Source organism: Cupriavidus sp. CER-90, from assembly GCF_057652055.1.
The window spans coordinates 263,055-287,841 of the sequence record NZ_JBYGYM010000002.1 but is presented as its reverse complement, the minus strand read 5'-3'; the positions used below and the strand labels follow the sequence as shown (position 1 = coordinate 287,841).

20 protein-coding genes are annotated in these 24,787 nt (G+C 68.9%); 9 read left to right on the top strand and 11 right to left on the bottom strand.

Going from position 1 to position 24,787, the window contains the following annotated elements; translation table 11 throughout:
• Positions 1-55: 55 nt before the first annotated feature.
• A complete protein-coding gene (locus AC24R4_RS11805) occupies positions 56-4,360 on the bottom strand; it encodes a YhdP family protein (RefSeq protein WP_487523169.1) in 4,305 nt (1,434 codons plus the stop codon).
• Positions 4,361-4,591: 231 nt separating this feature from the next.
• On the opposite strand from AC24R4_RS11805, the gene glnE reads away from it, so the two are divergent.
• Both glnE and rrtA read left to right on the top strand, forming a co-directional pair.
• Positions 4,592-7,462 carry a bifunctional [glutamate--ammonia ligase]-adenylyl-L-tyrosine phosphorylase/[glutamate--ammonia-ligase] adenylyltransferase gene (gene glnE / locus AC24R4_RS11800; protein WP_400394056.1) on the top strand — a complete coding sequence of 957 codons (2,871 nt, stop codon included), beginning with the start codon at positions 4,592-4,594 and terminating at the stop codon, positions 7,460-7,462.
• Between the two features lie 7 nt (positions 7,463-7,469).
• A complete protein-coding gene (rrtA, locus tag AC24R4_RS11795; protein WP_487523168.1) occupies positions 7,470-8,123 on the top strand; it encodes a rhombosortase in 654 nt (217 codons plus the stop codon).
• A 200-nt stretch (positions 8,124-8,323) separates the two neighbouring features.
• On the opposite strand, the gene mprA is transcribed toward rrtA, so the two are convergent.
• From mprA to AC24R4_RS11775, 4 genes are all read right to left on the bottom strand, one after another.
• Positions 8,324-9,919, bottom strand: coding sequence for an MprA protease, GlyGly-CTERM protein-sorting domain-containing form (mprA, locus tag AC24R4_RS11790; protein WP_400394055.1), 1,596 nt, complete (start codon positions 9,917-9,919; stop codon positions 8,324-8,326).
• A gap of 209 nt (positions 9,920-10,128) precedes the next feature.
• Positions 10,129-10,611: a hypothetical protein gene (locus tag AC24R4_RS11785; protein WP_400394949.1), complete on the bottom strand. Its 483-nt coding sequence runs from the start codon at positions 10,609-10,611 to the stop codon at positions 10,129-10,131.
• Positions 10,612-10,668: 57 nt separating this feature from the next.
• The gene (gene recN / locus AC24R4_RS11780; RefSeq protein WP_153948962.1) at positions 10,669-12,405 is read right to left on the bottom strand and encodes a DNA repair protein RecN; all 1,737 of its coding nucleotides are present in this window, start codon (positions 12,403-12,405) and stop codon (positions 10,669-10,671) included.
• A 45-nt stretch (positions 12,406-12,450) separates the two neighbouring features.
• On the bottom strand, positions 12,451-13,368 hold the full coding sequence (locus AC24R4_RS11775) for an NAD kinase (protein ID WP_400394951.1): 918 nt from the start codon (positions 13,366-13,368) through the stop codon (positions 12,451-12,453).
• Positions 13,369-13,523: 155 nt separating this feature from the next.
• On the opposite strand from AC24R4_RS11775, the gene hrcA reads away from it, so the two are divergent.
• The 3 genes from hrcA to AC24R4_RS11760 all read left to right on the top strand — a co-directional run bounded on the left by hrcA (position 13,524) and on the right by AC24R4_RS11760 (position 16,243).
• On the top strand, positions 13,524-14,576 hold the full coding sequence (hrcA, locus tag AC24R4_RS11770; protein WP_400394952.1) for a heat-inducible transcriptional repressor HrcA: 1,053 nt from the start codon (positions 13,524-13,526) through the stop codon (positions 14,574-14,576).
• A gap of 111 nt (positions 14,577-14,687) precedes the next feature.
• Entirely contained in the window at positions 14,688-15,803 is a 1,116-nt protein-coding gene (hemH, locus tag AC24R4_RS11765) for a ferrochelatase (RefSeq protein ID WP_487523167.1), read from the top strand.
• Between the two features lie 44 nt (positions 15,804-15,847).
• Entirely contained in the window at positions 15,848-16,243 is a 396-nt protein-coding gene (locus AC24R4_RS11760) for an RNA-binding S4 domain-containing protein (protein WP_400396129.1), read from the top strand.
• A 66-nt stretch (positions 16,244-16,309) separates the two neighbouring features.
• On the opposite strand, the gene AC24R4_RS11755 is transcribed toward AC24R4_RS11760, so the two are convergent.
• Positions 16,310-16,465 carry a hypothetical protein gene (locus AC24R4_RS11755; RefSeq protein WP_180863143.1) on the bottom strand — a complete coding sequence of 52 codons (156 nt, stop codon included), beginning with the start codon at positions 16,463-16,465 and terminating at the stop codon, positions 16,310-16,312.
• Positions 16,466-16,753: 288 nt separating this feature from the next.
• Between AC24R4_RS11755 and grpE the strand changes: the two genes are divergently transcribed.
• Complete coding sequence (gene grpE / locus AC24R4_RS11750; protein WP_400396127.1) at positions 16,754-17,311, top strand: nucleotide exchange factor GrpE; 558 nt, start codon at positions 16,754-16,756, stop codon at positions 17,309-17,311.
• Between the two features lie 80 nt (positions 17,312-17,391).
• Positions 17,392-17,808, top strand: coding sequence for a thioredoxin family protein (locus AC24R4_RS11745; protein WP_400396125.1), 417 nt, complete (start codon positions 17,392-17,394; stop codon positions 17,806-17,808).
• 30 nt (positions 17,809-17,838) lie between these two features.
• Here AC24R4_RS11745 and AC24R4_RS11740 read toward each other — a convergent pair whose 3' ends face one another.
• Positions 17,839-19,140 (bottom strand): phospholipase A, encoded by a 1,302-nt coding sequence (locus tag AC24R4_RS11740; protein ID WP_487523166.1) that lies wholly within the window; start codon positions 19,138-19,140, stop codon positions 17,839-17,841.
• 127 nt (positions 19,141-19,267) lie between these two features.
• Complete coding sequence (locus AC24R4_RS11735; RefSeq protein ID WP_153948954.1) at positions 19,268-19,699, bottom strand: DUF1841 family protein; 432 nt, start codon at positions 19,697-19,699, stop codon at positions 19,268-19,270.
• Between the two features lie 91 nt (positions 19,700-19,790).
• On the opposite strand from AC24R4_RS11735, the gene AC24R4_RS11730 reads away from it, so the two are divergent.
• Both AC24R4_RS11730 and AC24R4_RS11725 read left to right on the top strand, forming a co-directional pair.
• A complete protein-coding gene (locus tag AC24R4_RS11730) occupies positions 19,791-20,729 on the top strand; it encodes a DMT family transporter (RefSeq protein ID WP_400395720.1) in 939 nt (312 codons plus the stop codon).
• Between the two features lie 87 nt (positions 20,730-20,816).
• On the top strand, positions 20,817-21,404 hold the full coding sequence (locus AC24R4_RS11725; protein WP_400395719.1) for a malonic semialdehyde reductase: 588 nt from the start codon (positions 20,817-20,819) through the stop codon (positions 21,402-21,404).
• A 76-nt stretch (positions 21,405-21,480) separates the two neighbouring features.
• Here the strand turns inward: AC24R4_RS11725 and AC24R4_RS11720 are convergent, their stop codons facing one another.
• Genes AC24R4_RS11720 through AC24R4_RS11710 form a run of 3 tightly spaced genes read right to left on the bottom strand, consistent with a single transcriptional unit; the run spans position 21,481 to position 24,714 of the window.
• The gene (locus tag AC24R4_RS11720) at positions 21,481-22,206 is read right to left on the bottom strand and encodes a Coq4 family protein (RefSeq protein WP_400395717.1); all 726 of its coding nucleotides are present in this window, start codon (positions 22,204-22,206) and stop codon (positions 21,481-21,483) included.
• 28 nt (positions 22,207-22,234) lie between these two features.
• Positions 22,235-23,203 (bottom strand): alpha/beta fold hydrolase, encoded by a 969-nt coding sequence (locus AC24R4_RS11715; RefSeq protein ID WP_487523165.1) that lies wholly within the window; start codon positions 23,201-23,203, stop codon positions 22,235-22,237.
• The gene (locus tag AC24R4_RS11710) at positions 23,200-24,714 is read right to left on the bottom strand and encodes a flavin-containing monooxygenase (protein WP_400396677.1); all 1,515 of its coding nucleotides are present in this window, start codon (positions 24,712-24,714) and stop codon (positions 23,200-23,202) included. The genes AC24R4_RS11715 and AC24R4_RS11710 overlap by 4 nt, the downstream gene beginning before the upstream one ends.
• Positions 24,715-24,787 lie beyond the last annotated feature (73 nt).

The following is a 24,787-nucleotide window of genomic DNA, read 5'->3' as shown; positions in this document are numbered from 1 at the left end:
GGGTGGGGGCGGGGAGGGGTCGTTGGGGGTAGGCAGAGCACCGGATCGCGCGGCTTCAGCGGGTAAAGATGCCCGAACGGTCCTGAACCGGCGCCTGGCGCGACTTATTGTCCTCCACTTTGGTGACCTTGGGGTCGGCCCACGATCCGCTCACATGATAGTGCTGCGTGAAGACCTTCGAGACCTCGTCCGCGAACAGCAACTGAGCCGCCAGCGTGCCGATGCCGAGCACCGGGTTGATGAACGCGGCCGCCACCGATGTGGTGGTGGCGTTGATGCGCGGCACCACGGCCACCTGCAGGTCCTGCGTTTCATGCAGCAGGTCGGCCGTGCCGGTCATCGAGGCCATCACCTGGCTGCCCTTGAAGCGGAATTCGTCGATCTTGCCCACGCCGTTCTCGATGGTGCCCGATCCGGTGATGTCGTCGAACACCAGCCCCTTGCTGGCCAGCGAGCGGAAGTCGAGCGTGGCAAAGCGCAGCAGGCTCTGCAGGCTCAGCACGCCCAGCAGCCGCGCCGCGCCCGGTTCCACGCTGAGGATCTGGCCGTTTTCCAGGCTCAGGTTCAGCCGGCCAGACAGGCTCGGGTAGTCGATCGACATCGGCGACCCGCGCCACGCGATGCGGCCTTCCAGCGATCCCTTGCCGTCGCGCACCGTGTGGGGCAGGCCGAAGCGGTCCAGCACCTCGCCGGCGTTGCGGACGTCGAGCTTGAAGTTGAGCAGCGTGCGGCGGCCTTCGGTCGGCGAGACATTGCCTTGCGCCGCCGCCTCGCGCAGGCGGCGTGGCAGGCGCCAGCTGCCGCTGCCGGTCAGCGTGGCGCCCGGCTGCTCGATGCTCAGGCTGTCCAGGGTCCAGACCGGCTGGTTGTCGGTGTGGCTGGTATGGGCCTTGACCTCCAGCTTGCCGAAGTCGCGGCCATGCAGCACGAACCGCTCGACCGACAGGTCCAGCGCCGGCATTTCCTCGACGCTGCGCGTGATGGCCTCGGTCATGTGGCCGTCGTCGGTGGCGTCGGGAATGTCCAGGTGCGACAGCCGCACGGTCAGCGACCCGGCCGGATGGGTGCTGTCGCGCCGCCACTGGCCGTTGCCGGTGATCTGGCGCGATGCCATCTGCAGGGCCCAGCCGCCGCCTTCGCGGTTGGCGTCGATCGTCACGTCGTTCAGCACACGGCCGAAGGCATCGAGTGATTTGGTGCGCACATTGACGCGCTCGGGCAGGAACGGTGACGAACGGTCCACGTCGCCGGCCGGCTGGCGGTCGCCCGGCGCCGGGTCCAGCACAGAGCGCCAGGCGTCCACGTCGAGCCGGTCGGTGTTGATCGCCACGGTCACGCCGCTGGCCGGCTGTGGGGCAGGCTGGCCGACGCCGATGCCGCCCGCGATCACTTCGGTCGTGTCGCCCCGGCGCAGCACGTAGCGCGCGGCGGCATGGTTGCCGAACTGGATCGTCATGTCGTCCAGCCCGGCGCGGGTGGCCGACGGGCGCAGGTCGAAGCGCAACGGCAGGTCCTGTCCCGCCAGCTTGGCCAGCGGGGGCGGCAGGTCGAGCGCGAGCCCGTTGAGATCGGAGGCCATCTGCACCTGCAGGCGCTTGTCGCGCACGCCCACCACGGCGCTGTACGACGTGCTGCCCTCGATGCGCTTGCCCAGCGCCGCGCCGCCAGCGCCCAGGACATCGCGCAGCCCTTGTGCCGTGGCCGTTCCGCCAATCGCCACGTGGGTGGTGCCGTCCGGCTGGGTGCCGCCGGTCAGGCGGGTTTCGCCCCCCAGGAAGCGGCCGCGCACATTGTGCAGCTGGAAGCCGTGCTCGTCGAAGGCGACCGCGCCGGTGGCGCCGAACAGCGTGGGCAGTTCCGGGAACAGCGTCACGTCGTTGCCGGGGAAGCGGAATTCGCCGTTGACCTTCGACCCTGCGGCATGGCTCAGCGGCAGGTCCAGCTTCAGTTTCAGTTCGCCGTGGCCCGGCGCGCGCGCGTTATCGGTCACGTTGGCGGTCCAGCCCCTGACCGGCGTGGTGGCCACATAGCGCAGGAAGCCCTGCACCGGGCCGGTGGCGCCGCCGTCGACCGCCAGGTGGCCGTGGTCGCTCAGGTCGTCGATCCTGCCGCCGACGTCGCGCAGCACGATCCCCGGAATGCCGCGTACGCCGGCCTGTTTGACCTGGAACGACATCGTGCTGCGCTCGAACAGCAGGTCGCCGGAGATGTCGGTGAAATCGGGCCAGGCCATGCCGGCGGCGGCGTTGGCGCCCGCGCCGTTGCCGCCGGCGGTGCCGCCGACGTTCGGGCCCGTCTCGTGCGGGGCGATCTGGTAGCTCACGTTGCGCACCGGTACTTCCACGCGGAAGTCGCCGGCCTTGGCGAACGGCGGGTGGAACGGGAAGTGGTACAGGTCGCCCTTGACCAGGAACTTCACGTCGTAGGCTTCGCCGCCGACCAGCGCGCCTTCCAGGTAGTGGCGCGTGGCCGGCATGGTCGACGGCAGGTAGCGCGGCACACGGTTGGCCAGTGCGCGATCCAGCTCGCCGGACAGGTCGGCAATGCCGCTATGGCCGTCGCCGCCCGCGCGCCAGCTGCCGCGCACCGTGCCGGCGGTGTCGGCGTTGGCAAAGCGGATGCCTTCGGTGGTCACCACGAGCTTGTTGTCGGTGTCGTGGCGCCAGCGCACTTCGCCGCGCAGTTCGTCGAACGGCACGAGCGGGTCGTCGAATACGCCGGGGAAGCTCAGCGTGGCGCCGGTGCTGTCCACGCGCGCCGTGCCCTGGCGGTCGTCGAAGCTGAAATTGCCGGACAGGCGGCTGAAGCCGGGCGTGCCGGTGTGGGGTTTGCCGTCCGGGCCCACGGCCGGCACTGCCGGCTGGCTGTTGACCGATACGCTGCGCAGCGTGCCCTGCACCGTGTAGTGCGGCGCGCCGGGCCCGCGCGACAGCAGGCCGGCCCGCTCGCGCGACCAGGTGACGTCGAGATTGTCGATATGGCCGGCCGGCTGCAGCGCGCGCAACTGGCGCAGCATGGCCGTATCGATCGGCATCGACGTGGCCAGCGCGCGCACCGTGTTCAGGTCGAAGGTCGGCGCGCGCAGCGCGAACTTGCGCAACTGGCCGGCGTTGTCGCGGGCCCAGTCGATGGTGACCTTGCGCATGCCATCCCGCCAGGACGCATCGGTGGCGGAAGGCGGCCCGGCTTGCGGCTCGCCCTGCCAGAGCAGCGTGTCGATGGTCAGCGAGTTGTTGCCCGTGCGGTCGCCCTTGTGCAGCAGCAGCGCCTGCGCGTTGGTCAGCTTGAGCGGCTCGGTGGCGCCCGTCAGCAGCAGGTCCACGCCCGTCGCGCGCAGCCGCAGCTGGCTGCGCAGCACATGGCCGCCGCGGATTTCCACGGTGCCGTCGGTGCTGAAGACGCCGCTGTTGACATTGTCGAAGACCGCCAGGTATCGCTGCACCACGGGCAGTTGCAGCTGGTTGAAGGCCCAGCTGGCCTGGCCGGCCCAATGCCGCCAGTTGCCGGCGCCATGCAGGTAGTCGTGCCGCAGGCTGGCCTGGAAGACCAGCGGCTGCGGCGCCAGCGACGCGCTGCGTGCCTCCAGGCGTACCGCGTGCTGCACGCCGTGGCGCTCGGACGTGAAGTGGATGTCGGCCACATCGAGTTGCGGCAGCTTCGCCTTTTCGTCGAGCCAGCGCAGCTTGCCGCTTTTCAGCTCGATATGGCCCTGCGACAGCAGCCAGTTCAGGAACGGATCGTCCTCGCTGGACGATCGGGTGGCCTCGATCGGCACCCCGGCCACCAGTAGCGCGCCCTTGTCGGTACGGCGGATCAGCACGTCGGTGCGGTCTGCCGTCAGGCTGGCGAACTGCAAGGCCAGTGCGGGCACCGATTGCCAGGACAGCTTGCCTTCGAGCGTGCCGGCCGACAGTAGCATGCGGCGGTCGCGGTCCACCGCCTGCACGTTGCTGGCGCGGAACGCCGGATGCCAGCCATCCCAGTAGGTGTCGAGCTGGCCGATCGTGAGATGGGCGGTCAGCGCGGCGGACCCCTGCTGCTCCAGCCACTGGCGCGCGGTATGGGCCTGCGGCCAGAGCACGAAACGGATCAGCAGGACGGCGACGATGGCCAGCGCGGCCAGCGCGGCCACGATGCGCACCAGCATGCGCCAGAGCCGGCCCCAGGCCGGGTGCCGCGCCAGCGCGCGCAGCCCTTGCCAGACCAGGCCCGGTCCCTTGCGCACGCGCGCCAGCACGCGCCGGCCACGGCCGGGCGCGGCGTGTTGCGAAGCGGGGGGAGCGGCGACCGCGGCGGTACCGTCACTGCCCGCGCGGGGGGATGCGGAACCGTCGTCCGGGGCGGTGGGGCGGCTGGACATGCGCAGATTATCCGACAATACTAGCCGCTCTCCAAAGTGGTGCGCGCAAGCGCCACCGCGGTCTCTACGGCGCCTGCCCGATAAAGCAAAGTAACTGGAATGACTGTCCCTGATCCGACGAGTTCCGCCGCGGGCACCGCCCCGGCATCGACTGGCCCGCAGCCGCCGCTGGATGGCGCCGGAACCACTTCGATCCTGGCATCGCCGGGCGCCGCCGGACCGATCGGCAACATGGCCCAGGGGGCCTTTGCCACGATGACGGCGCAGGGACTGACCCCCGCCGATTGCGAGGGTCACGTATTGTACTCGGCGGCGTACTCGCATTACGCGCGGCGCGTGCTGGCCGCGCGCGCGGGGCTGCCCGGCGTGGTGGCGCAAGCCGTGGCCGGCCCGATCACGCGCGAGTGGATGGAGGCTCGCCTGCAGGCCCTGCACGCGCCATCGGCCGATGCCGAGGCCGCCGCGGGCCAGGCGCTGCGGCGCCTGCGCGCCGAAGTCATGTGCGTGGTGATCGAGCGGGACCTGCGCGGACTGGCCACGCTGGCCGAGATCACCGGCGCCATGACCGACCTGGCCGAACTGTCGATCCAGTATGGCTTGCGCGTGCTTGGCGACGACCTGGCGGCCACCTTCGGCCAGCCCACCGGCGACCAGAGCGGCGAGGTGCAGGAACTGGTGGTGGTCGGCATGGGCAAGCTGGGCGGGCGCGAGCTCAACGTGTCGTCCGACATCGACCTGATCTTTCTCTACGACGAGGACGGCGACACGCGCGGCGGGTCGCGCAGCCTGTCGAACCACGAATACTTCATCCGGCTGGGCCGGCGGCTCATCACGCTGCTGTCGGAAGTCACCGGCGACGGCTACGTGTTCCGCGTGGACATGCGCCTGCGCCCGAACGGCGACGCCGGCCCGCTGGTCTGCAGCTTCGGCATGCTCGAGGAGTACCTGGTGGTGCAGGGCCGCGAGTGGGAACGCTATGCGTGGATCAAGGGCCGCGTGGTGTCGGTCGTCGATACCCCGCATGCCGCGCGCGCCGCCGCGCTGCTGGGCCGCATGACCACGCCGTTCGTGTTCCGCCGCTACCTGGACTACGGCGTGATCGCCGCCATCCGCTCGCTGCACGCCCAGATCCGTTCGGAAGCGGCCAAGCGCAGCGGCGGGCTGGCGGGCCATGGCGTGAACCAGCGATCGTTCAACATCAAGCTCGGCCGGGGCGGTATTCGCGAGATCGAGTTCATGGCCCAGGTGTTCCAGCTGATCCGTGGCGGGCAAGACCCGGCCCTGCGGGTGCGACCCACCCTTGAAGTGCTGGACGTGGCCGTGGCGCGCAACCTGCTGCCGGCCGGCCAGGCCGAGCAGCTGGCCGATGCCTACCGCTTCCTGCGCCAGCTGGAACACCGGCTCCAGTACCGCGACGACGCCCAGACGCATCACCTGCCCACGTCCGACGACGAACGCCAGGCCGTGGCGCTGATGATGGGCTGCGCCGGCTGGGACGCGCTGGTCGCGCAGATGAACACGCTGATGGACCCGGTGGCGCAGCAGTTCGAAGCCACCTTTGCCGATCCGTTCGCCGACGGCGAGACGGCGCAGAGCGAGCCGCTGTGGCCGGCGCTGGTGCGCGAGGAAATGGCGTCGCGCGCCACGCAGTCGAACCCGGGCGACGATGACGACGAGACCGATCCGCAGTCGTCGCCGTGCCAGGCGCTGCAGGCGGCGGGCTTCAGCGACTGCACCGGGCTTTACGACCGTCTGCGGGCCATCGGCACGTCGATGCGCTATCGCGCGCTGTCGGAAACCAGCCGGGGCCGCTTCGATCTTCTGGTCAACCGTGCGCTGGACCTGGCGGTCAAGCAGGACGATGCCGACGCCACCATCGCGCGCTTCCTGGACTTCCTGGATGCGATCAGCCGCCGGGCCTCTTACCTGTCGCTGCTGTCCGAATACCCGCAGGCGATGGATCGCGTGGCACAGACGCTGCACGCGTCGCGCTGGGCGGCCACCTACCTGACCCGGCATCCGCAGCTGCTCGACGAACTGCTGGACAGCGATGCGCTGGCCGGCGCGCCGGACTGGGCCGGTTTCCGCCAGCGCCTGTCGGAGCGGCTGCAGGCGTCCGACGGGCAGGCCGAAACGCAGATGGACATCCTGCGCCGCGAGCACCATGCCGAGACCTTCCGCATCCTGCTGCAGGACCTGCAGGGCCTGCTGACGGTGGAGCAGGTGGCCGACCGCCTGTCGGACCTGGCCGATGCCATGCTGGAGGTCACCATGCAGGTGGTGTGGCGCCAGCTGGCCACGCGCCATTGCGAGTCGCCGCGCTTCGCGGTCATCGCCTACGGCCGGCTCGGCGGCAAGGAACTGGGCTACGCGTCGGACCTGGACCTGATCTTCCTGTACGACGACGACCATGAACGCGCGCCCGACGTCTACGCCGCGTACGCGCGCCGGCTGATCACCTGGCTGACCAGCCATACGGCGGCGGGCATGCTGTTCGACGTGGACACGCGGCTGCGGCCGAACGGCGCGGCGGGGCTGCTGGTGACGAGCTTCGACGCGTTCCGGCGCTACCAGCTGCGCGAGGGCGACAACACCGCGTGGGTCTGGGAGCACCAGGCGCTGACGCGGGCCCGCTTCTGCGCCGGCGACCGCGACATCGGCAACCGGTTCGAGGACCTGCGCGACGAGATCCTGCGCCAGCCGCGCGATGCCGTGGCGCTGCGCGAGGAAATCGTGCAGATGCGCGCGAAGGTGGCCGAGGGCCATCCCAACCCGACCCCACTGTTCGACCTCAAGCACGATCGCGGCGGCATGGTCGATATCGAATTCACGGTGCAGTACCTGGTGCTGCTGCACAGCGGCGCGCATCCGGAACTGACGCGCAACGCGGGCAATATCGCGCTGCTGCGCATGGCCGGCGTGCTGAACCTGATCGACGCCGGGCTGGCGCTGGCCGTGGGCGATGCCTACCGGCTGTTCCGGGCGCGCCAGCACAAGCTGCGGCTCGACGGCCAGGACCAGGCGCGCGTGGCGCCCGACAGCGTGGCCGGGCAGACCGCGTCGGTGCGCGCGCTCTGGCAATCGGTGTTCGGCGAACGCTGAGGCGCGGATGAGCGCCGTGCAGCGGTCGCCGGCCGCGCCGCCGCCATGGCGGCCATCGCCAACGCAGCGGCCGCGCCTGCCCGGATGGCCGGCCATGCTGGCCACCGTGGCCGGCGTGGCGGCCGTGTCCGCGCTGTTCACCTTTGTGCCGTGGTGGCACGCGCACGGGCTCTATGTGCGTGACGCCGTGCGTCTGGACGGCCAATGGTGGCGCATGCTGACGGCGATGTGGGCGCATCTGGACTGGCGCCACTATCTGTCCGACGTGGCCGCCACGGCGGGCCTGCTGCTGCTTGCCGGCCGCGCCGCCCGTATCCGCGAGATGCTGCCGGTCTTGCTGATCTGCGGCGTGGCCGTGCAGGTGGCGCTGCTGCGCATGCCCGAGGTGGGCTGGTACGGCGGATTGTCCGGCGCCACGCACGGCCTGGCGCTGTGGACGGCACTGCGGCTGCTGCAGGCCCCCGGGTGGTCGCGCTGGATCGGAGTGGCGACGTGCGTGATCGTGCTGGGCAAGGTCTGGATCGAACAGTCATGGCTGGCGGCCATCGTGTTCGATCCATCGTGGGGCTTCGGCGTGGTACGCGGTGCGCACGCGGCCGGCGCGGTGGCCGGCCTGGCGTGCTGGCTGCTGCAGGAATGGTGGGGCCAGCGGCGGCGCTGATTGACAGGCCGGCCCTCTCCCCCGGCCCCTCTCCCGCGTGCGGGAGAGGGGAGCAAGCCAGTGGCGCTGGGCATGCCTCGGGTGTTCTCCCTCTTCCGCAGGAGCAAGTCGGTGGCGCTGGCGTGCCTGGGGTGTTCTCCCCTCTCCCGCGAGCGGGAGAGGGGCGGGGGAGAGGGCCGGCGCTTGCGTCGCGGTTGGGTCTACCGCAGCGCCCGCCGCCGCGTGCCGAAGCCAACCAGCCCGATTACCAGCAGCACCGCCGCACTCCACGGCGAGAACGCACCGCCGCCGCCACCGCCACCGCCGCTATCGGCGGCCGTGCTGGTCGATGTGGACCCGGTGGCCGGCGGATTCGGTGCCGTCGCCAGCGCGGCGTCGGCGTCGAGCAGGCCCGCGCCGCACTTGCCGGTGTTGCCGCTGCGCGTGCAGTACGTCCCCGCCGGATGGGCGCGTGCCGTGGTCTTCAGCACCGCGGTGACCTGGGCGGGCGTCAGCGCCGGGTTGACCGCCAGCATCAGCGCCACCACGCCCGACACCATCGGCGCCGAGAAACTGGTGCCCTGCGAGCTGATGGTGTTGTAGGTGGTCGGTCCGGCCGTGCCCGCGTTGGACAGCGTGCGGATAAACGACTGGCCCCCCGTGCAGCCTGTCGCCACATTGTTGGAAACGATGACCTTGGAGTTGCCGCAGCCGCCTCCGGGCGCGCTGATGGTCACTTGCGGGCCCACATTGGCAAAGCTGGCGTTTTCGCCATCGTTGGCATGCGCCGTGACGGCGATCACGCCCGCGCAGTCGGCCGGCGCCTCGACCGCGCCGGCCGAATTGCCGGCGGCGGCCACCACGATCACCCCCGCGGCGTTCAGGTCGTTCACGGCCTGCTGCTCGATGCTCGAACAGGTGCCGCCGCCCAGGCTGACGTTGACCACCTTGGCCGGCGTGGGGTTGTTCGGCACCCCGGGCACCGTCAGGCCGCCCGCCCACCGCATGCCATCGACCGTATCGGACAGCAGGGCGCCGCAGCGCCCCGACACACGCACCGGCTGGATGCGCGCATTCCAGTCCACCCCCGCGATACCGCTGGCGTTATTGGTGGCCGCGCCCAGCACGCTGGCCACGCGCGTGCCATGCCAGCTGCTGTCCGTGGCGCCGGAGCCGTCGGGGCAGGTGCTGCCGGACGGCACGTAGTCGCCGGGGTCTTGCGCGTCGGTGTCGCGTCCGTCGCCATCGACCGATACCGACGTGGCACTGATGAAGTCATAACCGGCAATCAGCCGGTCCGCCAAGTCGGGGTGCTTGAGATAGCCGGTGTCCACCACGGCGATCACCACGCTGGCGCTGCCCCGCGAACGGTCCCAGGCGCGCGACAGGTTGGCGGCGCCGGGCGTCACTACCGGCGATCCCATATAGAGCGACTGGGTCGCGAAATCGGTGTCGTTCGGTACGGTGTCGTGCAGTTGCAGCCAGCGGTCGGGCACGGCATCGGCCACGCGCGGGTCCTGGCGCAGCCGCCTGGCCACGGTCTCCGGATCGTCGCCCCGGCTGTCCTTGACCGTCAGCAGCTGCATGGCGTTGGCCATCGGCCGCCTGACCGACAGCGCCAGGCCGGTATTGGATTCCACGCGGCGCATGCGCGTGGTGTCGGCGCTGGTGTCGATGGTCTGGCTGCCGTCGCGCCAGCGGACGATGTAGTTGCCGGTGTAGCGTGGCGCCGGTCGTCCGATGCGGGCGAATGCGGCCGAGGCGGCCGAGGCGGGCGCGGCAGCCGATGCCGACGCCGATGCCGATGCCGCCGGCATGGCGGCGTCGGCCCGGGAGACGCCCGGCAGGCCGAGCAGGGCGCTGGCCGCCATCGCCAGCAAGACCGGCGCGATCGATCCTTTGCGGAATTTCAGCGTTGCGTACGACATCTGCACTCCCGTGGAGAACGTTTGATGCGGACTGCTGACAGAACTGCTGATAGATCAGTATGGTTGGCGTTGCGCGCCGGATGCCTTGGGCTTTGGGCTTACGGGTTGGGCATGTCGCGGCTGACCGGCTTGCCGCGATGCGGCCGCAGCATCCGGTCGGGCGTGGCCGATGCCACGCGCGGCGCGGCCTGCAGCGTGGCCACGGCCTGATCCAGCGTGACATCGGCCGATGCCGTGATCGCCGTCACCAGCCAGACGCCGCCCGACATCGGCCGCTTGACGACGTAGCGCACCGGACCCTGCACTTCGGCCAGCAGCTTGCCGGCATCCTCCGATGCCGTGACCTCCGGCGGCGCGAACTTGACCAGGATGTCGCCGATGGCACGGTCGTCAGTGATGCTGCCGCGCGGCGGCGCGAACGACTTCGATTCCGAAGCGCAGCCCGACACGGCGGTCAGCGCGGTCAGGCTCAGCGCCGCCAGTACGGAGGCACCCAGGTGACGGGCGAACCGGCCGGCGGTCGGTACAACCACCGGGCCAACCTTGGTGCGGCGGGTGGATGGCAGCTTGCCATGGGTCATCGGTTTGAAACTCCTGTCCTTGTTTGCGTGGGAGCCGGTTTGCACGGGCGATGGGGCTCAGCCCGCCGCGCGGCGCGGCTTCCGGCCGCCGCCTTCGCGCGGCGCATTGGCCGCCTGCGCCGCGGCGCGGGCACCCTGCGCCAGCATCTCTTCGGCGTGTTGCACCGTCGTGGCCGTGACCGTGGCGCCGCCCAGCATGCGCGCGGTCTCGCTGACGCGGCCTTCGGCATCCAGCAGGCGGATGCGCGAACGCGTGACCGCGCCGGCCTTGTCGGTCTTGCTTTCCTTGCTGACCAGCAGATGGGCGCCGGCCTGCGCGGCCACCTGCGGCAGGTGCGTCACGCACAGCACCTGGCGCGAACGGCCCAGTTCCTGCAGGCGACGGCCCACCACCTCGGCCACGGCACCGCCGATGCCGGTGTCGACCTCGTCGAAGATCAGGGTCGGGGTGGGCGCGGCCTCGCTGGTGATCACCGAGATCGCCAGGCTGATACGGGCCAGTTCGCCGCCCGATGCCACGCGTGCCAGCGGCCGGGCTGTGACGCCCGCGTGGCCGGCGACCAGGAATTCCACCTGTTCCAGCCCGTGGCTCTGGCCTTCTTCGAGCGGGTGCAGGGCCACGGCGAAGGTGCCGCCGGCCATCGACAGTCCCTGCATGGCATCGGTGACGGCGGCCGACAGGGCGGCGGCGGCCACCTTGCGGGCGGCCGACAGATGCTGCGCCAGCGTCAGGTAGGCGGCGCGGGCGGCGGCTTCGCGCGCCAGCACCTTGTTGATGTCCTGGGCGGCCTGCAGGTCGTCCAGTTGCTGCTTGCGGGCCAGCAGTTCGTCGGGCAACTGCTCCGGCGGCAGCCGGTACTTGCGCGCCGTGGTGTGCAGCGCCTGCATCCGTTCTTCCACGGCCTGCAGCCGCTCGGGGTCGAGTTCGAGCCGGTCCACGTAGCGGGTCAACGAATGGGCGGCCTCCTCGACCTGCACCAGCGCCGGTTCCAGGGCGGCCAGCACGTCGCGCAGGCCCGGATCGACATCGGCAAGCTGCTGCAGCCGGTGCACCACGCCGTTGAGCACGGACGCCACGGCGCCATCGGATTCGGACAGCGCGTCGAGCGCCGCGCGGCTGCCGTCGATCAGGCCGGCCGCATGCGACAGGCGGTTGTACTCGGCCTGGATCTCTTCCCATTCGCCGGCTTGCGGCGCCAGCTTGTCGAGCTCGCCCACCTGCCATTCGAGCCGCTCGCGTTCGAGCTGCATCTCGCGCGACTGGTGTTCCACGGCTTCGCGCTGCGCACGCGCGGCACGCCAGGCGCGCCAGGCCTCGGCCACCGCGCCGGCCTGCTCGGTCAGCCCCGCGTGGGCGTCGAACAGGTGCCGCTGGGCATCCGGGCGCAGCAGTTGCTGGTGTGCGTGCTGGCCGTGGATGTCCACGAGCTGGTCGCCCACCTCGCGCAGCTGCGCCAGCGTGGCGGCGGCGCCGTTGATGAACGCCTTGCCGCGGCCCGAGGCATCGACGGTGCGGCGCAGCAGCACGGTGTCGTCGTCGCCGGCCAGTTCGCGCTCGGCCAGCCAGGCGTCCAGCGCGGGATGGGTCAGGAAGGTGGCGCTGATGCTGGCGCGCGCCGCGCCTTCACGGACCACGCCGGCATCGGCGCGTTCGCCCAGCACCAGGGCCAGCGCATCGATCAGGATCGACTTGCCGGCGCCGGTTTCGCCGGTAAATACGGTGAATCCGGCCGAAAAGTCGAGGTCGAGCGTGTCGACGATGACGAAATCGCGGATGGACAGGCTGCGCAGCATCTTGAGCGGTAGGTGGCGTCAGGCGGAAACGGGGAAGGGGCGGGCTCAGAGCCGGTTGTCTTCGGTCGGATACTCGTGCCAGTGCAGCTTCTTGCGCAGCGTGGCGTAGTAGTTGTAGCCCAGCGGGTGCAGCAGGTTGACGGTCTTGGCCGAGCGGCGCACGACGATGCGGTCGCCGGGCAGCAGCGACGCCAGCGACTGCATGTCGAAGTTGACGCTGACATCGCGCGCGCTGGCCACCTCGATCGTGACTTCCGCGTCGTGCGGCAGCACGATCGGCCGGTTCGACAGGGCGTGCGGGGCAATCGGCACCAGCACCAGGCCCGACAGCGTGGGATGCAGGATCGGGCCGCCGGCGGCCAGCGCATAGGCGGTGGAGCCGGTGGGCGTGGACACGATCAGGCCGTCCGAACGCTGGTTGTACATGAAATAACCGTCCACGGAGACGGCCAGTTCCACCATGCCCGAGATGCCGGAGCGGTTCACCACCACGTCATTGAACGCCAGCGCCGAGAAAATGACGGCATCGTCGCGGATCACGCGCGATTCCAGCAGCATGCGGCATTCGGCCTCGTAGCGGCCGGCCAGCATTTCGGGCAGCGTCCGGGTGACGTCCTCGAGTGGAATGTCGGTCATGAAGCCCAGCCGGCCATGATTGACACCGATCACCGGCACCTCGTGCCCGGCCAGCTGGCGGGCCAGGCCCAGCAGCGTGCCGTCGCCCCCGAGCACCACGGCGACGTCGGCCTCGCGGCCGATTTCGTCGGGACTCAGCACCGGATAGCCGGTCAGTCCGGTCGCCATGGCGGTCTCGCGCTCGAACACCACATCCTGGCCATTGCGCAAGATGCAGGACGCCAGTTCCTCCAGCGGGCCTTCGATACCGGCGGTCGAATGCCTGCCCACCAGGGCGACGGTCTTGAACGGAGCGCGCAGGGCGCTGGTCTTTGAGGGGGCAGACATGGCGGGATTAGAACATACCGGGATGCCCATTGCCAGCTTCGGCCCGGCGCCGCCGGAACGGGTGCCGGCGGCACCTGCCGGCCGCAGCGATCGTGCGCCCGCCATGCGCGGGCGGACGCCCGAACGGGCCAGTTTTGATTAAAATCCCCAGCATCATGGACGAACGTTCTAAAACGCTGCTCAAGACCCTGATCGAGCGATACATCGCCGAGGGGCAGCCCGTGGGCTCGCGGACCCTGTCGAAGTACTCGGGTCTGGACCTGTCGCCGGCGACCATCCGCAATGTGATGTCGGACCTCGAGGAAATGGGTTTCATTGCCAGCCCGCATACGTCGGCCGGCCGGGTGCCCACGCCCCGCGGCTACCGGCTGTTCGTCGACACGATGCTGACGGCGCGCCCGCTGGAAGGCCCGCCCGGCCTGAACGCCGAACTGGCCGGCCTGAAGGACGAGATCCAGGGGCAGATGGCCAGCCAGCAACTGGGCCCGCAGCGGATGATCACGGCGGCGGCCCATACGCTGTCGAACCTGTCGCGCTTTGCCGGCGTGGTGATGACGCCACGGCGCGCCCAGGCGTTCCGGCAGGTGGAATTCATGCGGCTGTCGGACAAGCGCATCCTGCTGATCATCGTCAGCCCCGAGGGCGACGTGCAGAACCGCATCATCCAGACCGAACTGTCGTACACCCCGGCCCAGCTGATCGAGGCCGCCAACTTCTTCAACACCCACTACGCGGGCATGAGCTTCAATGCCGTGCGCGACCATCTGCGCGGCGAACTGCAGGCGCTGCGACGCGACATGTCGTCGCTGATGCAGGCCGCCGTGGAGGCCGGCAGCAGCGCGATGGCCGAGGACAATACCGAGCAGGTGGTCATCTCGGGCGAGCGGCGGCTGCTGGAGGTGGAAGACCTGTCGTCGAGCATGGACAAGCTGCGGCGGCTCTTCGACGTGTTCGAGCACAAGACCAGCCTGTTGCAGCTGCTGGACGTGTCCAGCCACGCGCAGGGCGTGCAGATCTTCATCGGCGGCGAAAGCCAGCTGGTGCCGCTGGAGGACATGGCCGTCATCACCGCGCCCTACGGGGTCGATGGCCAGATCGTCGGCACGCTGGGCGTGATCGGCCCGACGCGGATGGCCTACGAGCGGGTGATCCCGATCGTCGACATCACGGCCAGGCTGCTGTCGAGCGCGCTGAGCCAGAACTCCTGATGCGGTGCCGGTGTCTGTCCTTACGGGCCGGGCACCGCCGGCCGGCTACCATTGCATGTTCCCGACCCCATTCCCGATTGCCAGCGCCCCGGCATCCGAAACGGAAACCCCATGACGTTTTCGCCTGAACCGGCATACCAGCACGGCCAGCCGCCGCGCACCGCGATCCTGCTGATCAACCTCGGCACCCCCGACGCCCCCACGCCCAAGGCGGTGGGCCGCTATCTGAAGGCGTTTTTGTCCGATCCGCGCGTGGTGGAGATCCCGCGCCTGGCCTGGCTGCCCATCCTGCATGGGCTGATCCTGCCATTCCGTTCGCGGGCGTCGGCCATGAAATACGAATCGATCTGGCTGCGCGAAGCGCATATGACCGGATCGCCGCTGCTGGTCCACACCGAGCGCCAGGCGCATGCGCTGCAGTTGCTGATGCACAAGCTCGGTCATGACGTGACCGTGGCCTGCGCCATGCGCTATGGCAATCCGTCCATCGGCTCGGTCATGGAGGCGCTGCGCCGGCAGGGCACCGAACAGATCCTGGTGCTGCCGCTTTATCCGCAGTACTCGGGCACCACCACGGCCACCGCGTTCGACGAGCTGTTCCGTGTGCTGGCCGGATGGCGCAATCAGCCCGAAGTGCGGCTGATCAAGCACTTTCACGATCATCCCGCCTATATCGCGGCGCTGGATGCCCAGGTCAGGGCCTACTGGACGCGCCATGGCGTGCCCGACTTTGCGCGGGGCGACAAGCTGATCCTGTCCTTCCACGGCCTGCCGCGCCGGCTGCTGGATCTGGGCGACCCCTATCATTGCGAATGCCTGAAGACCGGGCGCCTGCTTGGCGAGGCGCTGGGCCTGCAGCCCGGCCAGTACCAGGTGACGTTCCAGTCCCGTTTCGGCAAGGCCGAATGGCTGCAACCCTATACCGCGCCGACGCTGACGGAGTTGGGCCGGGTGGGCACGCAACGTGTGGATGTGTTCTGCCCCGGTTTTCCGGCAGACTGCATCGAGACGCTTGAGGAAATTGCGATGGAAGGGCAGAGCGAGTTCCGGGTGGCAGGCGGGCAGGACTTCCATTTCATTCCCTGCCTGAATGATGCCGAGCCCTGGATCGCCGGTCTGGCCGACATTGCCCTGCAGCATCTGCAGGGTTGGCCGCTGTCCATACCCCACCCGCACGAACTGGAAGCGCGGCGCGGGCGTGCCCAGGCACGCGGCGCGGCGGCCTGAAGGGCAGCCATGGCGGCGGGCAAGCCGTCGGGAAGGATTTGACGATGCAAGTGGATTTCGAGGCGGGTGCGCGGATGCGCATCGACAAGTGGCTGTGGTGCGCGCGGTTCTTCAAGACCCGCTCGCTGGCGGCCGAGGCGGTGGACCGTGGCCGGGTGACGGTCAACGGGCAGCCGGTCAAGAATTCAAGGGAAGTGAAGCCCGGCGATACCGTGGTGCTCGACGCCCATCAGCAGCGCTGGGAGGTGGTGGTGAAGGGCGTGCCGGCGTCGCGCGGCGCGGCGCCGATCGCCCAGAGCACTTATGAGGAAACCCCGGAAAGCCAGGCCCGGCGCCAGGCGGAGTCTGATCGGCGGCGCATGCAGCCGGAGCCGACCGCGGAACTGCAGGGGCGTCCGACCAAGCGCGACCGGCGCAGGATCGACAATTTCAGAGGGTAGGAAATCGGAAATGTCAGCGATCCGGTCACGGCAGGGCTGCCGCGGCCGGGCGGTGTGAGGGTGGGGTTAACGGACGTACTGCACGAGGTAGTGCTTGAAGACGGCCTTGCCGCTGCCATACTCGGTGTCGCGTGGCGCCACCGCTTCGGACAGACAGATAAAGGCCGTCATCGCCGACAGAACGGCGACGACACAGAACGTCACGACTGGTAGCTTGTGCATGGCGAAGCGTCCCGAAGATGCACCAAATTGATCCACCTTTCTGCTCCCGTTATTTTTGTCATTTTTTCCTGCATTGAATCTTAGTGTTTGCGTTGCAGCAAATCAATGAACACGGGATCGCATCAAACAGGCCTTTGTAACGGCGTATTTCGGGGTCTCTGAACCCGCACACTTGAAAAACTGGAAGCGTGGCGCCATGTGCGGCTAGACTTGCCGATTGGCATCCGATCCACCCCGCGGTCCGCAGACGTTGCGGGCCGAGGTTTTGCATTTTTGATACGAATCGACATGGAAGAACAGAATCAGACGCCAGATACGAACACGCAGCAGGCGGCCAACGCCGCGGCAGCGCCGGCGCCCGAGGCTGCGGCCGCCGGTCCCGACGACGTGGCACGCTTGACCCAGCAGGTGGCCGAGCTGGAAGCCAAGGTCAAGGAAACCTACGACCTGTTCATGCGTGCCACGGCCGAGGGCGAAAACATCCGCCGCCGCTCGCAGGAAGAGATCGCCAAGGCACACAAGTTCGCCATCGAGAACTTCGCCGACAATCTGGTGCCGGTCATGGACAGCCTCCAGGCTGCGCTGGCCGACAACACCGGCGACCTGGCCAAGATGCGCGAAGGCGTGGAGCTGACGGCGCGTCAGCTGGCCGCGGCCTTCGAGCGCGGCAAGATCGTCGAGGTGAACCCCGTTGGCGAAAAGTTCGATCCGCATCGCCACCAGGCCATCTCGATGGTGCCGTCGGAACAGGAACCGAACACCGTGGTGGCAGTGCTGCAACGCGGCTATACGATTGCCGATCGCGTGTTGCGTCCCGCGCTGGTGGCCGTCTCGGCGCCGCGCTGAGCCGTTTCGATGTAATCGTCTGAAAGACGCCCGGTGGCCGCAAGGTTGCCGGGCGTTGCTGTTTCCGGAGGTCCCCAACGATGTCCGACGCGCAAGACCCTCACCACGCACCCCATCTCGATCACCGCGCCTTCGATGCGCTGGGCATGCAGCCGGTAGGCCCCGACACCATCGATGCCGCCATTGCGGGGGCAGGCGACGACCTGGTCTGCGTCTTCTTCTGGGGCGTGGACTGCTTCAATTGCGAAATGGCCAAGAAGGCCATCCTGGCCGATCCCGACAAGCTGCGCGTGCTGAACCTGCGCTGGCTGCACACCAACGTCTACGCGCATCCCGAACTGGGCCGCCGCTTCGGCCTGCACGGCATTCCCGTGTTCATGTTCTTCCACAGGGGCAAGAAGCTCGGGCGCGCCACCGGCTGGCACGGCTACGGCCAGTTCGCGGCGGCAGTCGGCAATGCGCGCCTCAAGGCCGAGGGCAAGCCGCTGGCGGGTTGACCGTCGTCACGCGAAGGCGATTCCGCGCGCTCAGCGCGACAGCGCGTACCCGATGCGGAACTGCCACGGCGTCTTCTGGTTGTAATAGAGCAGGCTTTCGCCGTAGCCGTAGAAGAACCCGGCCATCAGAAAGCCCGCCGTGCCCGGCAGCAGCCGCGCCAGCGGGTAGGTCAGCTGCGTATCGACGCTGCCATAGCCCTTGCGCGTGCCCTTGCGCAGCGTGGCGGCCAGCTCCCAGGAATCGGGCTTGCCGTAGGCGATGTTCAGGTCCATGTAGCCGCGATAGTGGGCGATGTCCTCGTTGTCGCTCTTGCCCACGTAGGCGTAGAGCTTGGGCGCCACGCGCCAGTGCCAGTCGGTCTGGTCCCCGAAATACATCGTCGGCTTGACGAACAGCGTGTTGATCCCGCGCGATTCGTCGCCGGAGCGGCCATTCGATTCGTGCTCGAACCCGGTGGCGACCGACAGGCGGCTCAGCACGCTGTTCTTCACGCCGGTATCCGACAGGTAGTAATACAGGCTGGGCCGGTAGTTGGTGTCCTTGAACGGGCGCGAGTCGCCGGCCAGGTCCCAGAGCGAGAACTGTGTGTAGGCGAAGTACAGGTTGTCCAGCACCGACTTCGAATTCGGGTCCTTGCCTTCGAAGATCCGGTACTTGAAGCTGATCTGGAACTTGGCGTTGGCGCCGTCGTGCGCGCCGAACATCAGGTACATCGGCTCGTTGAACGACAGGCGCTGGGCATCGCGCAGGTCGGCCGGGGCGGGCGCCGGGGCGTTGTTGTCCGCGGTGACGATGGGCGTGACAGGCGGCTTGCCCTCCGGGGCGGAAGCCGCAGGCGTGGTGGCCGCCAGGGGTGCTTGCGACGTCGCGGGCGCCGTCTGGCCCGGCACCGGCGCGCGGTTGAGCGTCACCAGAACCGGCGCGGCGTCGATGCCGGTGACGTCCAGGCGCACCTGGCCGCGCAGGTCGGCCGGCCATTCGGCGCGGTAGCTGATCGTACGGGATTCGCCGGGACGCAGGTTCAGCACAGCCGGCCCCCCGCCCACGCGCGTCAGTGCGATGCGGATCGGGGCGGCCAGGTCTCCGGAGGCCGTCACCTGCAGCGAATCGGGCACGGCGTAGCGGCGGGTATCGGCATCGGCAGTGACCAGCAGCGTCAGCGTCAGCGGCCGGGTGCCGTCGATCTGGCGCGGCGGCTGCAGCAGCGCCACGGCACCGTGGGCGGCCACCGGCACCATGACGGCGCCCGCGATGACTAGCGCGGATACCAGGGCGGACACAGGCCGGGCGGCACGCCGCCGGGCGGCGCGCACGGGAAGGGCAAATGGCATGGGACAACGGCACGCCGCACCGGAAGGCACAACCGACAGGGTCGGGCGGGGCGGGCATGGCCGGGAGTTGCGACCGCAAGAGGGTAGCATGCGGCGCCCGAGGCCCTTGTCGGTGTTTGTCGGACGCTCAGCCCGCCGCGCGGCGCTTGATATCGTCCACGTAGGCCTGTCCGTCGGGTGGCATGCCGTTGCGCTGGGCATTCCAGAGCATCTGGCCCAGCGCTTCCATGATCTCGTGCTGGGCGGCGTGCGGCGAATCCAGGCGGCGGGTCAGTGCCTCGTACGCGGCGCGGATACCGGGCGGCTGGTCGATCGACACCTGTTCGGAGATCGACAGGTGCATCGCCAGGTGCAGGAACGGGTTGGTCTGGCCGCCCTCGGGCGTGTAGTCGCGTGCGACGGCGCCTTCGGCATCGTCGAGCTGGTCGTGGTATTCGGGATGCTGGTCGATCCAGTCGACCGCGATGGCCTCGAGCGGCGTGAGGACATTGCCCGCGACGCGCTTCTGCCAGGCTTCGCAGAAGAAACGGCGGACTTCTTCTCGTGAGGGATTGAACATGATGGCCGCTATTGTAGTGCAGCGGTCCGAATGCTGCCGGGCCAGCCCGCCGCGTGCGTAGAATGCGAGCTTTCGGATTCCGTTCGCTCCTATGACCGCCTCCGCCACCGGCACCCTGGGCCACGCCCGCGACACCCTAGCGGGCGTGCTGCTGATCGCGCTGTCGGCCAGCGCCTTTGGCGCCATGGCCATCTTCGCGCGATTCGCCTATGCCGCAGGTGCCGATGTCTATGGCCTGCTGGCCGTGCGCTTCGTGGTGGCGGCCATCGCCATGGCGTTCGTCATGCGCACGCGCGGCATCGCACTGCCGCCATGGCGGCGCGTGCTGGCGTTGGCGGCGATGGGAGGCATCGGCTACGTCGGCCAGTCCTACTGCTTCTTCACGGCGCTGAACCACGCGCAGGCCAGTCTGGTGGCGCTGCTGCTCTATCTCTATCCGCTGTTCGTGACGATCCTGGCGGCGGTCTTTCTCAAGGAACGGCTGACCACGGCGGCGGTGATCGCGCTGGTGCTGTGCTCGGTCGGCGCGGGCCTGACCGTGGGCGGTGGCGAGGGCGAGCCGCTTGGCATCGCGCTGGGCGTGGCGGCCGCCGTGATCTATTCGGTCTACATCGTGGTGGGCGCGCGCGTGACGGCGGGCATCCATGCCATCGCCACGACCACGGTGATCTGTTCGGCGGCGGCGCTGGTCTATGTGACGGTCGGCATCCTGCGCACCGGTGCCGGCGTGCCGCCGCAGTTTCCGTCCACGGGCGGCGGCTGGCTGGCGCTGGTGGCCATCGCGCTGGTGTCGACGGTGCTGGCCATCCTGACGTTCTTCGCCGGCCTGCAGAAGCTGGGGGCGTCCAAGGCGTCGATGCTGTCGACGCTGGAACCGGTTGTCACGGTGGCGCTGGCGGCCGCGCTGCTGGGCGAGCATATCGGCGCCACGCAGGCCGTCGGCGGCGGACTGATCCTGCTGGGTGTCCTTTGGCTCACCCGCCGCGCCAGCGGCACGCCGCCGCTGGATGCCGCCGACGAACGGAATTGAACGGATTCATCAAACCGCTTGTGGGCCGACGGCCCTCGCTTGGGTACAATCGCGCTTCCTTCCTTCACAAAATCCGGAAAACGCGCAATGAAATCCGTTGATCAGGCCGCCATCGCACAATTGTTCACCGAAGCCCGCACCCATAACGTGTGGCAAGACAAGCATGTGGACGATGCGCTGCTGAAGCAGGTCTACGAAGCGATGAAGTTTGGCCCCACGGCAGCGAACAGCTCGCCGGCCCGCATCGTGTTCGTGAAGTCGGCCGAGCAGAAGGCCCGCCTGGTGGAGTGCGTGTCCGCCGGCAACGTGGAAAAGACGCGTTCGGCGCCGGTCACCGCGATCATCGCCTTCGACACCGCGTTCCACGACCAGCTGCCGAAGCTGTTCCCGCACGCCGACGCGCGTGCCTGGTACGCCGGCAACGACGAGAAGATCGCCCGCGATGCCCTGATGAACAGCTCGCTGCAGGGCGGCTACTTCATCCTGGCCGCCCGTGCGCTGGGCCTCGACTGCGGCCCGATGGGCGGCTTCGATGCCGACAAGGTCAATGCCGCGTTCTTCCCCGACGGCAAGTGGTCGGTCAACTTCCTGATCAACCTGGGCTATGGCGAGGCCGACAAGCTGCATCCGCGCCTGCCGCGCCTGTCGTTCGACGAAGCCTGCCGCATCGTCTGATCGGGGCTGCCGGCGAGTTGGCCCGAAAACAAAAAAGCGACCCTCGGGTCGCTTTTTTGTTTGCCGATGGGCCGGCTCAGGCCGACCATTCCTGCGCCGGATTGCACGCCTGGTAGCGCACCGGCTCGGCAATGCCCAGCCGCGCACGTGCCGCGTCGAACGGTTCGTTCAGCAGTGTTTCGTAGTCCTCGCCCAGCAGCCAGGCGGCGCGGCGGCCGTGCCGGTAGCCTTCGAGCACCGCGCGGGCGAAGGCCAGGCTGCGCGTCACGCGCCAGCTTTTCAGCGATGCGGCGATGGCGATAAAGGCCCAGCCCTTGCCGCCGGTCTGCGCGTAGCTGAACGCCACCAGCGCCGCTTCGCCCAAGCTCTCGTCGGCGCGATAGCCGGTCAGCACGTGCCAGATGTCATGGACGTCGCGGGTGCGCCGGCCAAACCACATATAGGCGTCCTCGACGATGGGCTCCTGGTTCAGGTTCGACACCTTGGCCAGGCCATCGGCGCTGTAGCCGGTTTTTTCCAGGAAGGCCCGATACGCGGCACCCACCGTGCCCGGCGCGAAGCGGGCCACATAGTCCGGATCGGATAGTTTTTCCGCCAGTTCGATGCGCTGATAGGCCATGCGCCGGCCTGCGGGGGTGGAAAGCAGGCGGCTGAAGTTGCGCGGCATCGACGGGCCGTTCAGCGCGCGCATGATCTTGAACACCTGTTCGGTGTCGTTGCCGTCGGCCAGCAGCTTGCGGATGGCCTGGAACGCGGTGCCCAGGTCGCGCCTGTAGGGGTTGTAACCGGTGGAGGAAGCCATGGCGAGTCCTTTCGGTGGGGGCTGCGGGTCAGGCGGTTGCCGGCTCGTGCAGGCGGGCGGCCGCGTTGCGCACGAAATCGACGCTGGCATCGATGGCGGTGACCGGCAGCATATGCCCGCCGGTCACCAGCGTCAGCCGGGCGGCCGGCACCCGGGCGACGAAGGCTTCGCCATTCTTGCGGTAGTCCAGAATCCGGTCTTCGCGGCCGAACAGGATGCTGACCGGCACGCGCAGGTCGCCATATTGCGCCACCAGCGGCGGCAGGCTGTGTGCGGCACCGATCAGGTCTTCGGACGCGCCCAGGAAATGTCCGGGTCGCAGTGCCAGCAGTCCGCCCCCGCGCACGGGGAAGTCGGCCGGCACGGCATCGGGGCCGAAGACGATATCCATGACCTGCTCGCGATTGCGGATCGACATGGGGATCAGCAGCGTCCAGGCGATCAGCTTGCGCATGGCCGCGCTGGGGATCGTCATGGCCTTGAACACCGGCGAGATTTCCTCGGGCGGATGGGTCAGCGGGGCGATCAACGCCAGCCCGCCCACGCGCCCGGGATGGTAGGTGGCCAGCGCCAGCGCAATGGCGCCGCCCAGCGAATGGCCCACCACCAGCGGTTTTTCGAGCCCGAGCCGGTCGATCAGCGCGGCGAGCGTATCGGCCTGGGCGCGCAGGTCGGCCGGCGCGCCGGGCGTGCGCGTGGACCAGCCCGCGGCGGGCCGGTCGACGGCCACCACGCGGAAATCGCGCGCCAGCGGCTCGACCATCCCGTAAGCAAAGTTGGCAAGCTGGCCGGACAGCCCGTGAACCAGCAGCACCGGCTGGCCCTGGCCCTGCTCGATGACGTGCAGGCGGGCGCCGGGTACATCGACGAAGCGGCCGGTGGGCGGCAGTCCGGCTTCGATCTTGCGCACCGTCTGGCGGGTGAACAGGAACAGCAGGACGAGCAGGGCGGCGGCCAGGGCCACCACCACGGCGATCAGCGCAAGAAAAATATTCAAGATTGAGCCTCGGCAATCGGATCGTTGGTCGGCAGCGTGGCCGCCACGCGGTCGAAGCGCAGCACGCCATCGTCGATGCGGCCATGCCGGATGGTCAGCATGTCCATCAGGTAATTCTGATACACGCGCCACGGCTTGCGTTGGCCCTGCCGGGGCAGCACCGACGCCGCGCGCTGCACGTAGCCGGACGAGAAGTCCAGGAACGGCACGGTCTGCACGGTCGGATCGACTTCGGGCATCGCCATGCGGTAGCCGCGCCGGTCCATGAACCGCAGCAGACGGCAGACATACTCGGCGGTCAGATCGGCCTTGAGCGTCCATGATGCATTGGTGTAGCCGAACGCCAGCACCAGGTTCGGCACATTGCCCAGCATCATGCCCTTGTAGGCCAGCGATTCGGACGGGCGGCGCGCCTGCCCATCGACGGTCAGCGCGATATCGCCCAGCATGTTCAGCTTCAGCCCGGTGGCGACGACCACCACATCGGCAGGCAGCGTCTGGCCGGATTTCAGCACGATGCCGTCGGCGGTAAAGCGGTCGATCTGGTCGGTTACCACCGACGCGCGGCCATTGCGGATTTCGCGAAACAGGTCGCCATCGGGCACCAGGCAGACGCGCTGGTCCCACGGGTTGTAGCGCGGCGTGAAATGGGTGCCCACATCGAAGCCCGGCGTCAGCTGCGCCGCGGCCATGTCCACGATGCGCGCCTTTACCTTGGCGGGCCGGCGGCGCGCCAGCTGGAAGAAGAACATGCCCAGCAGCACGTTTTTCCAGCGCGTGGCGCGGTAGGCCAGACGCTCGGGCAGCATGCGGCGCAGCTTGTGCGCGATGGGGTCTTCGCCGGGGCGGGTCACGATATAAGTGGGCGAACGCTGCAGCATCGTCACATGGGCGGCGGTCTCGGCCATGGCCGGCACCAGCGTGACGGCCGTGGCGCCGCTGCCGATCACCACCACGCGCTTGCCGGCATAGTCGATCGACGGGTCCCAGAACTGCGGATGGACCATCCGGCCGCGGAATTCCTGCTCGCCCGGAAACGCCGGGCGGTGCCCTTCGGCATAGCTGTAGTAGCCGGCGCAGACATAGAGCAGGCGCGCGCGCAGGCGCTGGCGGCTGCCATCGGCGCGGCGCTCGGCGTCGATCGTCCAGCAGGCTTCGTCGCTGCGCCAGGCGGCGCCCACGACCTTGTGGCCGAACCGGATGTGACGGGTGATGCCCGTTTCTTCGGCTGTCTCGCGGATGTAGGCCAGGATCGACGGTCCGTCCGCGATGGCCTTGGCGCCGCGCCAGGGCTTGAAGCGGTAGCCCAGCGTGTACATGTCGGAATCGGAGCGGATGCCCGGATAGCGGAACAGGTCCCAGGTGCCGCCGATGGCGTCGCGTGCTTCCAGGATGGCGAAACGCTTGTCCGGGCACCGCTGCTGCAGTTGCCGGGCGGCGCCGATGCCGGACAAGCCGGCGCCAACGATCAGGACATCCAGAACATCGTCATCAGGACTTTGAGGGCGCATGACGGCTACCGGGGGCGAGTGGGTATTCTGACAACATAGGTTGTCAGAAGCCATCTGACAATAGGGAATGTCA

What these genes read in the sequence shown, in the direction of transcription:
- AC24R4_RS11755 (WP_180863143.1), bottom strand. Translation starts at nt 16,465, where the DNA reads ATGCACAAGCTACCAGTCGTGACGTTCTGTGTCGTCGCCGTTCTGTCG.
- AC24R4_RS11805 (WP_487523169.1), bottom strand. Translation starts at nt 4,360, where the DNA reads ATGTCCAGCCGCCCCACCGCCCCGGACGACGGTTCCGCATCCCCCCGC.
- AC24R4_RS11725 (WP_400395719.1), top strand. Translation starts at nt 20,817, where the DNA reads ATGAAATCCGTTGATCAGGCCGCCATCGCACAATTGTTCACCGAAGCC.
- AC24R4_RS11785 (WP_400394949.1), bottom strand. Translation starts at nt 10,611, where the DNA reads ATGACCCATGGCAAGCTGCCATCCACCCGCCGCACCAAGGTTGGCCCG.
- hemH (WP_487523167.1), top strand. Translation starts at nt 14,688, where the DNA reads ATGACGTTTTCGCCTGAACCGGCATACCAGCACGGCCAGCCGCCGCGC.
- recN (WP_153948962.1), bottom strand. Translation starts at nt 12,405, where the DNA reads ATGCTGCGCAGCCTGTCCATCCGCGATTTCGTCATCGTCGACACGCTC.
- AC24R4_RS11740 (WP_487523166.1), bottom strand. Translation starts at nt 19,140, where the DNA reads ATGCCATTTGCCCTTCCCGTGCGCGCCGCCCGGCGGCGTGCCGCCCGG.
- mprA (WP_400394055.1), bottom strand. Translation starts at nt 9,919, where the DNA reads ATGCCGGCGGCATCGGCATCGGCGTCGGCATCGGCTGCCGCGCCCGCC.
- glnE (WP_400394056.1), top strand. Translation starts at nt 4,592, where the DNA reads ATGGCCCAGGGGGCCTTTGCCACGATGACGGCGCAGGGACTGACCCCC.
- AC24R4_RS11775 (WP_400394951.1), bottom strand. Translation starts at nt 13,368, where the DNA reads ATGTCTGCCCCCTCAAAGACCAGCGCCCTGCGCGCTCCGTTCAAGACC.
- AC24R4_RS11720 (WP_400395717.1), bottom strand. Translation starts at nt 22,206, where the DNA reads ATGGCTTCCTCCACCGGTTACAACCCCTACAGGCGCGACCTGGGCACC.
- rrtA (WP_487523168.1), top strand. Translation starts at nt 7,470, where the DNA reads ATGAGCGCCGTGCAGCGGTCGCCGGCCGCGCCGCCGCCATGGCGGCCA.
- hrcA (WP_400394952.1), top strand. Translation starts at nt 13,524, where the DNA reads ATGGACGAACGTTCTAAAACGCTGCTCAAGACCCTGATCGAGCGATAC.
- AC24R4_RS11730 (WP_400395720.1), top strand. Translation starts at nt 19,791, where the DNA reads ATGACCGCCTCCGCCACCGGCACCCTGGGCCACGCCCGCGACACCCTA.
- AC24R4_RS11745 (WP_400396125.1), top strand. Translation starts at nt 17,392, where the DNA reads ATGTCCGACGCGCAAGACCCTCACCACGCACCCCATCTCGATCACCGC.
- AC24R4_RS11710 (WP_400396677.1), bottom strand. Translation starts at nt 24,714, where the DNA reads ATGCGCCCTCAAAGTCCTGATGACGATGTTCTGGATGTCCTGATCGTT.
- AC24R4_RS11760 (WP_400396129.1), top strand. Translation starts at nt 15,848, where the DNA reads ATGCAAGTGGATTTCGAGGCGGGTGCGCGGATGCGCATCGACAAGTGG.
- AC24R4_RS11735 (WP_153948954.1), bottom strand. Translation starts at nt 19,699, where the DNA reads ATGTTCAATCCCTCACGAGAAGAAGTCCGCCGTTTCTTCTGCGAAGCC.
- grpE (WP_400396127.1), top strand. Translation starts at nt 16,754, where the DNA reads ATGGAAGAACAGAATCAGACGCCAGATACGAACACGCAGCAGGCGGCC.